The 13,719-nt window shown below is 67.5% G+C and carries 10 protein-coding genes and 8 pseudogenes; 9 read left to right on the plus strand and 9 right to left on the minus strand.

Translation table 11 applies throughout. From position 1 onward, the window contains the following. Positions 1-21: 21 nt before the first annotated feature. Together NRF20_RS43930 and NRF20_RS43935 are read right to left on the minus strand one after the other, a co-directional pair. The gene (locus NRF20_RS43930) at positions 22-300 is read right to left on the minus strand and encodes a hypothetical protein (protein WP_398634905.1); all 279 of its coding nucleotides are present in this window, start codon (positions 298-300) and stop codon (positions 22-24) included. Further along, a pseudogene (locus NRF20_RS43935) lies at positions 297-714 on the minus strand (hypothetical protein). The gene NRF20_RS43930 and the pseudogene NRF20_RS43935 overlap by 4 nt, the downstream one beginning before the upstream one ends. 311 nt (positions 715-1,025) lie before the next feature. Here NRF20_RS43935 and NRF20_RS43940 point away from each other — a divergent pair. Then, positions 1,026-1,413: pseudogene (locus tag NRF20_RS43940) on the plus strand (hypothetical protein). A 29-nt stretch (positions 1,414-1,442) separates the two neighbouring features. On the opposite strand, the pseudogene NRF20_RS43945 reads toward NRF20_RS43940, so the two are convergent. After that, positions 1,443-1,541 (minus strand): annotated as a pseudogene (locus NRF20_RS43945) (AAA family ATPase); the annotation flags it as partial. A gap of 368 nt (positions 1,542-1,909) precedes the next feature. Here NRF20_RS43945 and NRF20_RS43950 point away from each other — a divergent pair. After that, positions 1,910-2,724 (plus strand): annotated as a pseudogene (locus tag NRF20_RS43950) (IS5 family transposase). Here the strand turns inward: NRF20_RS43950 and NRF20_RS43955 are convergent. The 3 genes from NRF20_RS43955 to NRF20_RS43965 all read right to left on the minus strand — a co-directional run bounded on the left by NRF20_RS43955 (position 2,696) and on the right by NRF20_RS43965 (position 5,001). Continuing rightward, positions 2,696-3,166 (minus strand): hypothetical protein, encoded by a 471-nt coding sequence (locus NRF20_RS43955; protein WP_398634906.1) that lies wholly within the window; start codon positions 3,164-3,166, stop codon positions 2,696-2,698. The pseudogene NRF20_RS43950 and the gene NRF20_RS43955 overlap by 29 nt on opposite strands. Positions 3,167-3,259: 93 nt before the next feature. Continuing rightward, positions 3,260-3,946, minus strand: coding sequence for a class I SAM-dependent methyltransferase (locus NRF20_RS43960; protein ID WP_398634907.1), 687 nt, complete (start codon positions 3,944-3,946; stop codon positions 3,260-3,262). 515 nt (positions 3,947-4,461) lie between these two features. Then, entirely contained in the window at positions 4,462-5,001 is a 540-nt protein-coding gene (locus tag NRF20_RS43965; protein ID WP_398634908.1) for a MarR family winged helix-turn-helix transcriptional regulator, read from the minus strand. Between the two features lie 122 nt (positions 5,002-5,123). Between NRF20_RS43965 and NRF20_RS43970 the strand changes: the two genes are divergently transcribed. Beyond that, entirely contained in the window at positions 5,124-5,624 is a 501-nt protein-coding gene (locus NRF20_RS43970) for a cupin domain-containing protein (RefSeq protein WP_398634909.1), read from the plus strand. On the opposite strand, the gene NRF20_RS43975 is transcribed toward NRF20_RS43970, so the two are convergent. Beyond that, a complete protein-coding gene (locus NRF20_RS43975; RefSeq protein ID WP_398634910.1) occupies positions 5,618-5,905 on the minus strand; it encodes a hypothetical protein in 288 nt (95 codons plus the stop codon). The two genes, NRF20_RS43970 and NRF20_RS43975, sit on opposite strands and share 7 nt — an antisense overlap. Here NRF20_RS43975 and NRF20_RS43980 point away from each other — a divergent pair. The 3 genes and pseudogenes from NRF20_RS43980 to NRF20_RS43990 all read left to right on the plus strand — a co-directional run. Next, positions 5,904-6,407, plus strand: coding sequence for a DUF6415 family natural product biosynthesis protein (locus tag NRF20_RS43980; RefSeq protein ID WP_413754362.1), 504 nt, complete (start codon positions 5,904-5,906; stop codon positions 6,405-6,407). The two genes, NRF20_RS43975 and NRF20_RS43980, sit on opposite strands and share 2 nt — an antisense overlap. Continuing rightward, a pseudogene (locus NRF20_RS43985) lies at positions 6,307-7,562 on the plus strand (IS4 family transposase). The gene NRF20_RS43980 and the pseudogene NRF20_RS43985 overlap by 101 nt, the downstream one beginning before the upstream one ends. 274 nt (positions 7,563-7,836) lie before the next feature. After that, positions 7,837-8,540 (plus strand): annotated as a pseudogene (locus NRF20_RS43990) (IS5 family transposase); the annotation flags it as partial. Between the two features lie 20 nt (positions 8,541-8,560). On the opposite strand, the pseudogene NRF20_RS43995 reads toward NRF20_RS43990, so the two are convergent. Next, a pseudogene (locus tag NRF20_RS43995) lies at positions 8,561-9,807 on the minus strand (IS110 family transposase). 419 nt (positions 9,808-10,226) lie between these two features. Here NRF20_RS43995 and NRF20_RS44000 point away from each other — a divergent pair. From NRF20_RS44000 to NRF20_RS44010, 3 genes and pseudogenes are all read left to right on the plus strand, one after another. Beyond that, a pseudogene (locus NRF20_RS44000) lies at positions 10,227-10,526 on the plus strand (transposase); the annotation flags it as partial. Between the two features lie 177 nt (positions 10,527-10,703). Continuing rightward, entirely contained in the window at positions 10,704-11,957 is a 1,254-nt protein-coding gene (locus NRF20_RS44005; protein WP_413751862.1) for an IS701 family transposase, read from the plus strand. Positions 11,958-12,183: 226 nt separating this feature from the next. After that, a protein-coding gene (locus NRF20_RS44010) for an IS5 family transposase (protein WP_413754363.1) occupies positions 12,184-13,058 on the plus strand; the annotation gives its coding sequence in 2 pieces (ribosomal slippage) (positions 12,184-12,541 and positions 12,541-13,058; 876 coding nt in all). On the opposite strand, the gene NRF20_RS44015 is transcribed toward NRF20_RS44010, so the two are convergent. Beyond that, complete coding sequence (locus tag NRF20_RS44015; RefSeq protein WP_413751811.1) at positions 13,042-13,704, minus strand: HAD family hydrolase; 663 nt, start codon at positions 13,702-13,704, stop codon at positions 13,042-13,044. The genes NRF20_RS44010 and NRF20_RS44015 overlap by 17 nt on opposite strands. Between the last annotated feature and the right edge of the window lie 15 nt (positions 13,705-13,719).

A 13,719-nucleotide genomic window follows, 5' to 3' on the forward strand; every position in this document is an offset into this window, starting at 1 on the left:
GGGCCTCCCAGCGGAAGGGGTTCAGGCGTGGTCGTCGTCGCGTTGGCTTTTGGGCTGGGGGTCGGAGGTGAACCGGCCGAGGCGGGCCTCGGTGGGATTCGCGGCGATCCAGTCCTCGGCGCACGCCTTGTGTACGGGCTCACCGGAGTGGGAGCGCATCGGCGTGGGCTGCTCGCACAGCACGCAGGGGTGGTCCTGTCGGTGGTCGAAGTGCCGGGCGTCGCGCCAGTCGCGAAGACCGCCGGGGGCCGGGACCAGGCCCGGCCCCCACGGCGGTTTCGTGCCTCGGGCGCGGGTCATGGCCGCAGGTCGGGCAGTTGCCGGAGCACCTGCCTGATCAGGTCCGGGGCGGGCTTCCAGGGACCGAGCTGCCCGCGTGCGGGGATCGGCAGGGCGAGCTCCTGGACGTCCGGGCTGTGCCCACTCGGTACATGGCTGGGAGCCGGCCGGGTCTTGGCGGCAGTCGATGATCCGGGCGATGCCGATTACGGCGCCCGACGCCAAGCCGCGGCCGCGGACCGTGCGGGCGACCAGCGGAGTGCGCAGGGCGGTTCGGTCGGTGCTCTTGCCCGCGTGCAGCAGCACCCAGCCCGGACGCCACGGGCGGGGCCGGTTCTCCACGGTTTTGGCACCCGTCGGGATGCAGGTCGCCCAGGGCTGACGGACCGTGATGCCGCAAATCCAGTCGCCCTCGATGAGCTGGCTCGGCGTCATGCGGCTCGCCTCCGTACCGCGGTGCCCGGGCGGCCGGCCCGACGGCCGTTGAGGCTCGGAACGCGAGCGTGTTCGGGGCAGGCCTGGACAATGCTGCCGGAGTGCTTGCCCTCGTACATCGCCGCGTTTCTGCCGCCATCTCAGGAGTGGCTTCCGCGCCCCCGGCCCAGTGAAGTGCCTGTTCAGAGACTCAAGAAGCTACAGCTCCGTGCAACAGAGGTGTTGCGCTGTGCCGGGTGACTTCTTGCATGTCCCCGACAGCGCTGTCGGGGTCCCGGCCGCTGTCAGTGCTTACCGGCAGGATCACTGGCATGACACCGTTGCTTCTCACCGACATCGAACGAGCCGTTCGCAGCAGCTGGAGTGCCGAGACGTGCACGCCTGAGTTCCGATCGCGCTGGACCAAGGACAACCCGGCTCGGGACCAGTGCGGGGTGACCGCCATGGTTCTCAGTGATCTGCTGGGAGGCGAGCTGATCCGGGGGAGGTCCATGTCAACGGAGAGCAAGTGGACTATCACTGGTGGAACCGCCTGGGCATGGGCATTGAGATCGACCTCACCCGCGAGCAATTTGGGCAGGGGAGACTGTCACCGAGGGCCTCGTCATTCCCCGCCCGCCTGTGACCGAGTGGCGCAGGCTCCGGGAGGAGTACGAGCTTCTCCGCGACCGAGTGGTGAAGGAGCTCAACCGGCAGTAGGCGGCCTTTGTGTCCCCTTCTCGTCGGTCGGCTTGAACCTGTTCGGCTCGTGCTCGGGTGCTGGCGAAGCGGTAGGAGTCGGTGCCGACCTCGATGACCGTGCCATTGACGAGGCGGTCGACGCTGGCCACCAGCGCCGCCTCATCACGGCATCAAGGTAAGTCCCTCGTGCCCTGATCTGGGCGGCCTGGGATCGGAATCAACGGGGTTGGGGCTCAGACGCCATCCGCTTATCGATCACGAGGGTGGCCTGGTCGAACAGGGTTCCTGATCGGGTGATCACGTGAGAACCGGCGCATGGCAACAGGGCCTCTTGGTAGTTCGGGGGTGCGAACCGAACCGAGCACCCCCGAACTACCAAGAGGCCCTGTTGCCACAGTCTTTCGCGCTCGCGTGCGTGGAGTCCAACGCGTCGTCTCTGTCGTGTGACTGCCTCGCGCACAGGTTCGGCAACGCGGCAGACCGGACGGACCGCACCCGGTGCTATGTCTCGGACATGACGGAGGCGGAGTGGCAGGTCATCCGGGCCGTGCTGCCGGTTCCGGCCTGGCTGGAGGGGCGGGGTGGGCGGCCGGAGGGCTACTGCCACCGGCAGATGATCGACGCAGTCCGCTATGTGGCCGACAACGGAGTCAAGTGGGCCAACCTGCCCGCAGACTTCCCGCCGTATCGGCGCGTGCATGCTTTCGCCCGCCGCTGGCAGGTGACGGGTCTGCTCGCCGAGCTCCACGACCGGCTGCGCGACCTCGTCCGGGAGAAGGAGGGCCGCTTGCCGGATCCGACAGCCGCGATCGTGGACTCGCAGTCGCTGCGGGCAGCGGCGAACATCCCGCGCTCGACATCCGGCTGGGACGGCGGAAAGAAGGTGGGCGGCCGCAAGCGGCACCTGGCGGTGGACTGCCTCGGCCTGGTCCTGGCCGTGTGCGTGACCGCGGCGAGTGTGCAGGACCGCGACGCCGCCGTCCCGCTGCTCGAGCGGCTGCGGGATTTGTACTTCTCCATCCGCCTGGTGTGGCGGACGGCGCCTATGCCGGCAGCCTGGTCGACTGGGCCCGCGAAAAGCTCCGGCTCACCCTTCAGATCGTCAGACGCACCGACGGCACGACGGGGTTCGTGGTGCTGCCGCGCAGGTGGGTGGTGGAAAGAACGCTGAGCTGGCTGATGCGCTCGCGCCGCCTGGTGCGTGACTACGAGACGCTGCCCGCCATGCACGAGGCGATGGTGCTGTGGTCGATGACCATGCTCATGAGCAGCCGCCTCGCCGGACGCCGCCCCGGTGCCTTCAGCCGGCCGGCACCGCGAGCGCGGTGAACACTCCGGGCCGCGCCTGGAGGGCCCACCCCCGCTCCACCAGACGTTTCGCCTTCGACCGCAGCCCCTCGACCTTCGCCGGGACCGCCTCCATCCCCAGGGCCACGGCCAGTTGCTGGCAACGCATGCCCTCCCGGCCCGCTTCCGACTCCAGCACCGCCAAAATCCGCTGGCAGTCCGCTGTGAGGACCGACACCGCCATGCGCTCGGCCCGCCGCGGCACCAGTGACCGCGCCACCGCGCTCTGCGTCGGCTCCGCGACCGCGGAATGCGGCCCGGCCAGCACCTCGGCCACCGTTGCACGGGCATCCACCAGCCGCTGAAGCGCGCGTTCTGCGTCGCCGAGCGCGGCCTGCACCCGCTCGGCCTCCTCTCGCAACTGCGCGATCTCTTCCCGGACCCTCTTCTCCCGGGCCTCCAACAAACCGAGTACCGACGGCACCAGCCACCTCCACGAACGAGACGAGCAGACGAATCACGCCCATCTCTCCCTCCACCGAACGGAGTTCATGCCCACCCACCCCGAACCAACCGATCACGTTCGGAAAGCGGATGACGTCTCAGAGACCGCTTCCGGCTTGCGGGCCATGAAGGTAGCGAACGTCCTCGTTGCCCCTACGTCGGGTTCCTCCACCAGCTGCGCACTGACGGCCAGTCCAGTCTGCCCCAGCATTTCGGCGATCTGGGCTGGTGGCAGCAGGTGGGACTCGTAGGTCACTGGGTGGCCTCCATAAGCCTGCGTTGGACGCCGACGCTCGCCGTTTCCCGCGTGGCCGACCAACATCAGATGGCCACCGGGCGCCAAAGTGCGATGGAACTCGGCGAACACGACCGGGAGCAATTCAGGCGGCGTGTGGTGGGTGGAGTAGTAGGCCAGGATGCCGCCGAGTTCGTCGTCGTCGAGCTCCAGCTCGGTCATTGAGCCCACAGTGAACCGCAGGCCCGGATAAGCCTCTCGGGCTAGGTCGATCATCTTCGGCGACACATCGACACCGAAAGCTGACACGCCCAGCTTGGCCAAGTGTGCTGTCACCTTGCCTGGGCCGCAGCCCAGATCCGCGACTGGTCCTCGATCAGAGGCCTTCACGATTTCGGCGAATGCTGCCAGCATCGCGCGCGACAAGGGATCAAGCTCGGCGGGGGTCGCGACGCGGGCGGCATAGTCGGCGGCGACGGTGTCGTACGACTCTCGGATCGCAGCGAGGTAAGCGAGTTCAGTCACGCCGCGAATCTAGACGAGAGCACTGACAGAGACTGAGGGGGGCCAACTCTCAAGTCGGCCGAGAGAAAAGGTACTTAGGGCATGTGTTGCGTTTGCCGGGCATGACCCGAACCTTGGCCGAGTCGGCATCTCGGCCGGAGAGGGCGGCGTTCTCCAGCGCCAGTAGGTTCAGCGTGGTGGCGTATACCTGAAGCCGTGATTCCAGGGTGTTGCAGTGCGCTTGCAGTTGCTTGTCCGGCCGTGTGCGCGGCGAGCGCGGCGTCGTACACCTCGTGCGCGCGGCGCAGGGCCGCGGCGGGGGAGTCGGCGACGCCGGTGACGACCGATTGAGTCCGGGCAGTACACCTCGGCAGTGGGTGGAGCGCGAAGGTGCGGACAGGCCGGTGCCGCGCGAGCACAGTGAGCGGATCACGGTCGACGGCGAGACGGGGCCCCGGGAACAGCAGGGGGCCCTGGAGTCCCTCCCATCTCTGAGGTGTGTTTGGCGACAGTGTCGGCGCAGGGGTCGCTCGGCCCTACTTGATCGCCTGGAGCAGGGTGCGCAGGGCGTGGTCGAGGGTTTCGCGTTCGTCGGGGGTGAGGGCGGAGAGGAGGCGGGATTCGTTGGCGGCGTGGTCGGTGACCGCGGCGTCGACGACTCTGTGGCCACGGCCGGTGAGCGCGACATGGAAGCTGCGGCGGTCGGTGGGATCGAGGCGGCGTTCCACCAGGCCGTCCGCTTCCAGGCGGTCCAGGCGGTTGGTCATGCCGGCACGGGAGAGCATCAGGGTCTTCGCGAGGGCGGACGGGATCAGGGTGTACGGAGGCCCGGAGCGGCGCAGCGCGGCCAGGACGTCGAACTCGCCGCGGCGCAGGCCGTGTCGGGCGAAGACTCCTTCGAGGGCGGGGGTGAGGAGGAGCGAGAGCTGACCCAGCCGTCCGAAGACCCCCATCGCCGACAGGTCCAGATCCGGCCGTTCCTTGTGCCACTGGTCGAGGATCTGGTCGACCGCATCTCGGGGGTTCCGGCGCGTCTCGGCAGTCGCACTCTGTTTGGTCACGTCTCCCTTGGTCACGCCTCCATCTTATTCGACGGCTGATAGTTAGCTGTCGTACTATTCGATGCAGAATCACTTCTGCCGATCTCGATCCCGGCTCGCGTCCGGGGCCGGATTCGGTTCTACGAATGGAGGGGCGTATGTCCTTGATCACTCCCAATGTCCAGGGCGGAATTCTGGTCCGGGATGCCGAGGCCGAGGTGCTGGGCAGCGCTGACAGCACCGTGCGGCTTTTTGCCGACGCCAGCACCACCGGCGGGGCCCTGAGCGCCCAACGGGTGACCCTGACCGCGGGCACCGACGGAGCCTCACCGCACCACCACACCGGATCCGCCGAGCTCTTCTTCGTGCTCGGCGGCCGGCTCCAGGCGCTGGCCGGGGACAGTGTGATCACTGCGGACGAAGGGGACTTCCTCCTCGTGCCGCCAGGACTGCCGCACGCTTTCGCCGCCGAACCCGATGCGGACGCCGACGTACTGATCATCATCACCCCGGGCGTCGAGCGCTTCGACTACTTCCGGCTGCTGGACCGTGTCCGCAAGGGCACGGCCGATCCACAGGAAGTCCTGGATTCGCAAGAGCGCTTCGACAACTTCTTCGTAGAGAGTGCCGCGTGGCGGCGGGCCCGTCAGCCTTACTGATCGCCCGATCGTCTCGGTTCGAGAGGCACGTCGTTCGTCGAGCGCGACGATGGCGCCCCGCCTGGCGAGTTCTTCGCAGAGGCCCGCGTTTCATCGTGCAGGGCGGCGATCACGGTGGCCGCGGCGTCGAGGTGGCCCTGGAGCTGAGTCCACTCGCGTTTCAGGTCCTTCACCTGGCCACGCAGGTCGCCGAGTTCGGTGTCCCGGCGGGCCTCGCCGGCGATGCGGGCTCCAGCAGCGGCCCAAGCGCAGGCCGACACCGCCGGTGCGAGGCCCGCCATGCACACCAGCACGCATACGGTCCTGTACGACCCCGACGGACTAATCGAAGCGGAACTCCCGTTCGACCGCGAACCGTACGAGAGCCTCATCAAGGCCGTCCTCGCGTGGACCGGCCCGGACACGCTCACCGTACGCGACTACGAGCAGATCGCCCTCCAACTGACCGGCCACGCCCGCGCCATCGCCTCCGACGTGCGGCACCGCGCCGACCAGCTGCCGAAGGAAAGCGGCCCCCGGCCGCTCGCCGACGTCGTCCTCCGTGAGGCGGAAGGCCAGCTGTCCGCGACGCTGGAGGGCACCGTGCGCTGCGTCCAGAACCGCGCCCGCCTCGTCCGCGCCCTCTCCGAACGACTGGATCGCCTAGACCCAATACCGGTGACTTTGAGGGTGTCGGTTCGTTGTGTTGAGTGTGCCAAGGCCGGGACAGGTGAAGTCGGTCGGGGGCGAGCGGTTTTCGGATCGCATCGCTCTCGGAGTGTTAACGCGTGCGTTTACGCCTGATCTGGTGGACGAGGTGGTGGCGGAGTGCGGGCGTGTTGAGCAGCGTCAGCGGCTGCTTCCGGCACGGGTGGTGGTGTATTTCGTGCTGGCGATGTGCCTGTTCTCGGGGCAGGGGTATGAGGAGGTCGGGCGTCTTCTCACGCAGGGTCTGGAGCGTCAGGGCCGCTGGGTAAAGGGGTGGCGGGTGCCTACGAGCGGAGCGATCGGGCGGGCGCGGCTGCGGCTGGGGCCGGAGGTGCTGAAGGCGTTGTTCGCCCGGGTGTGCCGGCCGGTGGCCGTCGCGGGGTCGCGGGGCGCCTGGTTTCGGGGGCTGCGGTTGGTGGCTGTGGACGGGACGACGTTCGATCTGCCGGACACGGTGGCGAATGCCGGGTTTTTCGGGCGTCCGGGGACCGGCCGTGGGCAGGGCAGGAGTGCGTATCCGCAGGCCAGGGTTGCGGCTCTGGTCGAGTGCGGCACTCATGCGGTCTTTGCTGCCGAGGTCGGTCCGCTGGCGGTGCACGAGACCGTGCTGGCCGGGCGCCTGTTCTCGTCGTTGACCCGGGGAATGCTGCTGATGGCCGACCGCGGGTTCCTCGGATTCGACCTGTGGCGGGCCGCCGCGGCAACCGGCGCCGACCTGCTCTGGCGGGTCAAGAGCAACGCGGTGCTGCCTGTGGTGAAGTCGCTGCCCGATGGTTCCTACCTGTCGGAGATCGTCGCCGCCCGTGACAAGAACCGGCGGGCCGACCCGGCCCGGGTCCGCGTCATCGAGTACACCCTTGGCCCACGCGGGAAGGACGGCACCGTCTACCGGCTGGTCACCACCCTCCTCGACCCGGACACCGCGCCGGCGGCGGAACTTGCCGCGCTCTACGCCGAACGCTGGGAGATCGAGACCACGCTGGACGAGATCAAGACGCACCTGGGCGGGCCACGTCTGGTCCTGCGCTCCCAGCACCCGGCCGGGGCCGAGCAGGAGATATTCGCGTTCCTCCTCGTTCACCATGCCGTGCGGGACCTCATGCACGAAGCCGCACGACAGGACAGGAGGGACACGATCCGGACCGGATCTCCTTCACCCGCGCCGTGCGCGTTGTCCGCCGCCAGGTCACCGCCCAGGCGGGCTTTTCCCCCCTCCCGACTCACGCGGGCCCTCGCACAGACTCTGCTTGAAATCGGTCAACGGCTCCTGGAACCACGGCGGTTACGCTCCAATCCCCGTGTCATCAAACGCAAGATGTCCAACTGGGCCCTCAAACGCACCGAACACAACAACCAGCCCCGGCCGGACACCCCAGTCGTCACCCTCGTCGGACCCACCAAACCAGCCCCAACCTCCCGGAAAAAGACCTAAATCACCGGTATTGGGCCTAGGGCGCGTATCGAGTCGTGATCAATCTGTGGGATTCGCCCTCGCGGCGGGGCCTGGACCGGTAGATGTTCTTGCATGACGCGAGTGCAACTGACGGACACGGAGTGGGAGTTCATCGAGCCGTACCTGTCCATCGGCGAGTACGGCCCGTACCCCGAGCGGCTGCGGCAGCAGTTCGAGGGGGTGATCTGGAGGTTCAAGACGGGCGGGCAGTGGCGGGAGATGCCGCAGGAGTTCGGTGCCTGGTCGACCGTCCACAACCGCTTCCGGCAGTGGCGTGACGCCGGCGTCTTCGAGGCCCTGCTGGAGGGGCTGATCGCGGAGGCCGCGAAGCGAGGCGAGGTGGACCTGTCCCTGGTCAGCGTCGACTCCACTACCGCGCGGGCTCACCACGACGCCGCCGGGATGCATCTGGACCAGGACGTCGTCGCCGCGCTGGAGAAGGCCGCCGCCGAGGAGGAGAAGACCAGGTCAAAGGGGGCGGCCTCGAAGAACAAACCGGGCAGGACACGGAAAACGATCCCGAGCGGGAAGAGCGACGACGCATCCGGCGTCGCCGAAAACTCCGACTGAAGGCCGCCTTCCTGGGACGCTCCAGAGGTGGGCAGACCAGCAAGGTCCACCTTGCCGCCGACCGCAAGTGCCGCCCGCTGGCGCTCGTCCTGACCGCGGGACAGGCCGCCGACAGCCCGCAGTTCATCCCCGTGCTGGGGAAGATACGGGTCCGCGGGCCCGTCGGCCGCCCCCGCACCCGGCCGGACGCGGTCGCCGGGGACAAGACATCCCACGCCGATAAGCGTCAAGCCGCGGCTGCAGCGAGTTCGGGTGACGGCTGCGGGAAGGCGATTGCTTCGTCGTAGATGTGACCGTTCTGGAGGCAGTAGAACAGCATTCCCATGAAGCGGTTGAAGAGGTTCCTCTGTGCGGCGACGTGGCGGTCGCCGGCCTGTCGGCGGCGGTCGTAGTGGGCTCTGGCGCCTGGTGAGCGGGTAAGGGAGACGAATGCCCAGACATAGCCGACGGCAGCCAATCTCTGATTCTTGATCTTCCGACTCATGACCATGCAGCTCTTGCCGCTGGACCTGGTGACCGGGGCGCTTCCTGCGTAGGCCTTGAGCGACCCGGCGTTGGCAAAGCGGGTCCGGTCATCGCCGATCTCTGCCAGGATCCGGGCGCCGGTCAGTGAGGCAAGTCCGGGAAAGCTGCGGATGATCGGGGCATCGGGATGCTCTGCGAAGGCTTGCGTGACGGCTTCTTCGAGCTGTTCAGCGTTGTCGCAGGCGGTGTTCAGCTGCCTGAGCAGGGCGGATGTCTGATGCCCGAGGGCTGTTTCGACCTGCGGGAGCTGGTGGAGATACTCGCGCTTGAAGACTTCGTGGAGCCTTTCGGCTTCGGTCTGGATGCCGCGGACCCGGCCGGCCTGCTTGAGCAGGGACTGCAGGCGCCGACGTGTCAGCTTCGCTGCCGTGGTCGGGGTCGGGGCGGCAGCCAGGATGCTGCGGGCTTCTCTTTGTGCTGGGCGTAGGCGTCGAGGATCGCCGGGTAGAACTCCCTGAGTGGAGAACGGAGCTTGTTCTGGGCCTGGCCGCGGGCCCAGACGGCGTCCTGTTGGGCCCGCGCGAGCACGGCGATGGCCTGCACGAGCTCGGAGTCCGCGGGCAGCGGCCGGTGGGCGGCCATGTCGGTTCGCAGGATGTTGGCCAGGGCCGCGGCGTCGACGGCGTCTGACTTCTTGCGGGCGACGGAGTGACGGTCCCGATAGCGGGCGACTGCCAGCGGGTTGATCGCGAAGACCGGTCGGCCGGTGGCCCGCAGGCAGGCGACGAGGAGCCCGCGCGATGTCTCGATCGCCACGGGGATCGGGGCGTCCTCGCTATCGCCATGTTCATTCAGCAGGGCCGTGAGCTGGGCGAACCCCGCCGCGTCGTCACTGATCCGCACTTTGGCGAGTTGCTTTCCCCCGGCGTCAACCAGGGCTATGTCGTGGTGGTCTTCGGCCCAGTCCACCCCACAGAACACTGGCGTCGGTAACCCGACGATCTCCATCCGGCCCTCCTTCGTCGCGGCTCTTTTCCCAGGCCAGAGCCTGTGCAGGGTGCGCGTGCTCCCTAATGGAAGTGCTCATGGCACGTCATCCCACCAGCCGTTCGCAACCCCAGCGAGTCATACGGTCCTCGGTCCGTGTCAGAGCTGCAGGCTCAGGCAGAGGTGAGAGGTGATCCGCACAACCGGCTCGGACTACGGACAGCAAACCGCGGAGCAGTCAGATACGGGCTTGCCTGCACCAACGGGACCACGTGAATGCCGTCGGAGACGGATCTGTACCTGTTCTTGCCCACTTGAGGTCCAGGCTGCTGGGCGCGAGCCAGCCTCGTCTTGTCAACAGGACTCTGAGGTCCGGGCATACTCAAAGGCTCGGCTCGCGCCCTGAAGGTCAGCTCCCGCCGACCTTCGCTTCCCATTAGGCCTACTCATCCCGCGGTAACCGGGCCCACCTGCGGAAACGCCACATCAAGGCAGTCATCCCGGAGAAGAAGGACCAAGCCGCCAATCGGACGAAGAAGGGCAGCAGGGGCGGCCGGCCCGTCAGTCACGACGTGGACCTCTATAAAGAGCGGAACACCGTCGAGCGCCTGATCAACAAGCTGAAGGCCTGGCGTGGCATCGCCACCCGATACGACAAGACCCCGGACAGCTACCTTACCGGCCTCCACCTGCGCGCCTCGATGATCTGGATCAAAGACCTCACCCCGACCATCCGGTGATCACGACTCGATACACGCCCTAGTACTCCAGCAGGATTTTGCAGTCTGACCTGCGGGTTTCGGTGGGTGGCTGGAGTGTAGCGGGGTGTGGAGTGGTCAGGGGCGGTTTCACGGTGGCCGCCCCTCGATCGTGCGACAACGCCGCAGGTATTAACGGCGGGTGGGAAAGCTCCCTACGTGATCACCGAGCATGTTGCCGAGCAGTGGGACCTTGAACTGGACGACCTCTTCGTGACCATCGGTCACCGCTTCAGCCGTGTGGAACTTCGCCGCCGCATGCGTGACTACGTGCGCGGGCTGCTCGCCCCGGTGGCCCGGAAGAACAGCTGGCAGCTGGCCGAGCAGGCAGGCCACGCCACCCCCGACGGTCTGCAGCATCTGCTTGCCGGCGCGAAGTGGGAGCCCGACGACATCCGTGATGAACTGCAGGAATACGTCGCCCATAAGCTTGGCGAGGACGACGGAGTCCTCATCATCGACGACACCGGGTTCATCAAGAAGGGCACCACCTCCGCCGGGGTCCAACGCCAATACTCCGGGACCGCCGGTCGCACCGAGAACTGCCAGATCGGTGTCTTCGCCGCCTACGCCACCGCCCACGGCCGGGCCTTGATCGACCGCGAGCTGTATCTCCCCAAGTCCTGGACCGAGGACCGCGAACGCTGCCGCGCGGCCAAGGTCCCCGACGATCGGGACTTCGCCACCAAGGGCGAACTGGCCCGGCACATGGTGCTGCGTGGCCTCGCCTCGCCGCTGCCCATCACCTGGGTCACCGCGGATTCCGCCTACGGACAGGAGAGCCGCTTCCGCCGGCTGCTGGAGCAGTCGGGCGTCGGCTATGTGCTGGCCGTGCCCAAGTCCCAGTTCACCGTGGGTTGTCCCCGCATCGAGGGCCTGTTCGCACAGGCCCCGGCCGAGGCGTGGGAGAAGATCTCATGCGGCAACGGGGCGAAGGGACCGCGCGTCTACCACTGGGCGGCGGTGCGACTGCCGGCTGTCGCCGAGTTCGACTACCAGGGCGAGGTCCCTCACCGGATGCGGTGGGCGCTGGCCCGTCGCAGCATCCGCAAGCCCGACGAGATCGCCTACTACCTCGCCTACGCCCCTTTGGAGACCACCGTCCAGGAACTGGTACGGATCGCCGGGACGCGCTGGGCGATCGAGGAGTGTTTCCAGGCCGCGAAGAACGAGTGTGGCCTGGACCAGTACGAAGTCCGCCGTTACCCGGGTTGGTACCGGCACATCACCCTGGCGATGCTCGCGCACGCCTTCCTGGCAGCCACGGCACACCGGGCCCGGGAAAAGGGGGCAAAACCGGTGAGGCAGCCGGGACCATCGAGCTCACAGTGGCGGAGGTTCGGCGACTCCTGGCAGCTTGTCGACCCCAACCCCCGCACCTGCGCGGACGTCAAGGCCGACACCACGCGGTGAGCTGGTCGAACTGGCGCCGACGACGCCAGGCAGTCGCCCGCCGCTGTCATTACCTGCGGCGTTGTCGCACGATCGAGGGGCGGCCACCGTGAAACCGACCCTGACCACTCCACACCCCGCTACACTCCAGCCACCCACCGAAACCCGCAGGTCAGACTGCAAAATCCTGCTGGAGTACTAGGGCGTGTATCGAAAGTGGATCTTGGACATGAGGTGATCTTGGTTTGTGGCACGTGGAGATCTAACGGACGCGCAGTGGGCCGTGCTGGAGCCGTTGTTGCCGAAAGGCAAGAAGCCCGGCCGGCCATCGATATGGACCAGGCGGCAGCTGATCGACGGCATACGGTTCCGGGTCCGTACTGGTATCCCATGGCGGGACATGCCCACCGTGTACGGGCCGTGGGGCCGGGCGTACGACCTGTTCCGCCGCTGGCAGCGCAACGGCACCTGGCATCGCATCTTCACTCAGCTCCAGGCCCGGACCGATGCGAGGGATCTGATCACCTGGGACCTCAACATCGACTCCACCGTCTGCCGGGCCCACCAGCACGCCGCCGGAGCGCGGAAAAGGGGGACCTGCAGAAGGAGCCGCCCGGCGGCGTCGCCATCGAGCCCGACGACCATGGCCTCGGGCGCTCGCGCGGCGGTCTGACCACCAAGCTGCACCTGGCCGTCGAGCAGGGGCAGAAGCCCATGTCCATCGTGATCACCGCCGGGCAGCGCGGGGACTCCCCGCAATTCGAGGTCGTCCTGGGCCGCATCAGGGTGCCCCGACCGGGGCCAGGCAGACCGCGCACGCGTCCCAGGCGGGTGCGCGCCGACAAGGCGTACGCTTCCCGGAAGAACCGCGCCTACCTACGCAGACGTGGCATCCGCTGCACCATCCCGGACAAGGCTGACCAGGCCCGCAACCGAAAGAAGCTGGGCTCCCGCGGCGGCCGTCCGCCGAAGTTCGACCCGGAGGACTACAAGGCTCGGCACGCGGTTGAGTGCGGCATCAATCGCCTCAAAAGACACCGGGCCGTGGCTACGAGATACGACAAGCTCGCGGTTCGTTACGAGGCGACCGTCCTTGTCGCGGCCATCAACGAGTGGTTGTGACCAAGCGACTCAAGACGGGAAGCACGTTTCGCAGGTCGTCGTCGTCCACCGTGACGGTCGCTGCCGCCCGGGCTCCTGCTGAGGCGTTGAACGCCACGCTCAACCCGACGGATGCGAACAGTGGGAGGTCGGAGCGACTGTCTCCGACGGCCCCGCACGAGCGGGGAGTCAACCCGAACTCTCGCACCTGCGTGAGGGCGAAATCTCGTTTGTCGTACTCGTCGAAGTGACGGGCGACCCGGCCCGTGAACCGGCCGTCGGTGGTCTCCAGCCGAGGTCCGCTGAACGCGTGGAAGCCGAAGCGGTCAGTCAGGTAGCTGCCGACCGGCGACCAGGCGAGGGTTGCCAGCACGGGCACCAACCCGTTCCGTCGGCACCAGGCCACGGTCTCTGTGATGCCCGAGACCAAGGGAAGCCCGTCGAGCCAGCCAGAGACCTGGTTTTCGGGAACCCCTGCCCAGCCTGCGGCATCCAGCTCGGAGACTTGCCGATTGTCCAGGGCACCGGAGGCGTAGGCGTCCTCGGCTTTGGCCAACTCGTCCCGATGGCCAAGGAAGCCAGCCAGAAAGACCGACGAACTCGTGCCTGGGACGAGGGTGCCATCGACATCGAAGAACACGGCGCCCGCATGATCGGATGAGAACACCGGCCAAGGATGTCA

The sequence above is a fragment of the Streptomyces sp. R-74717 genome (assembly GCF_047305335.1).
GTDB classification, from domain to species: Bacteria; Actinomycetota; Actinomycetes; order Streptomycetales; family Streptomycetaceae; genus Streptomyces; species Streptomyces atratus.

Excerpts from the sequence above, each read along its gene's own strand:
- NRF20_RS43930 (WP_398634905.1), bottom strand. The coding sequence starts at position 300 with ATGACCCGCGCCCGAGGCACGAAACCGCCGTGGGGGCCGGGCCTGGTC.
- NRF20_RS43970 (WP_398634909.1), top strand. The coding sequence starts at position 5,124 with ATGTCCTTGATCACTCCCAATGTCCAGGGCGGAATTCTGGTCCGGGAT.
- NRF20_RS43980 (WP_413754362.1), top strand. The coding sequence starts at position 5,904 with ATGCACACCAGCACGCATACGGTCCTGTACGACCCCGACGGACTAATC.
- NRF20_RS43975 (WP_398634910.1), bottom strand. The coding sequence starts at position 5,905 with ATGGCGGGCCTCGCACCGGCGGTGTCGGCCTGCGCTTGGGCCGCTGCT.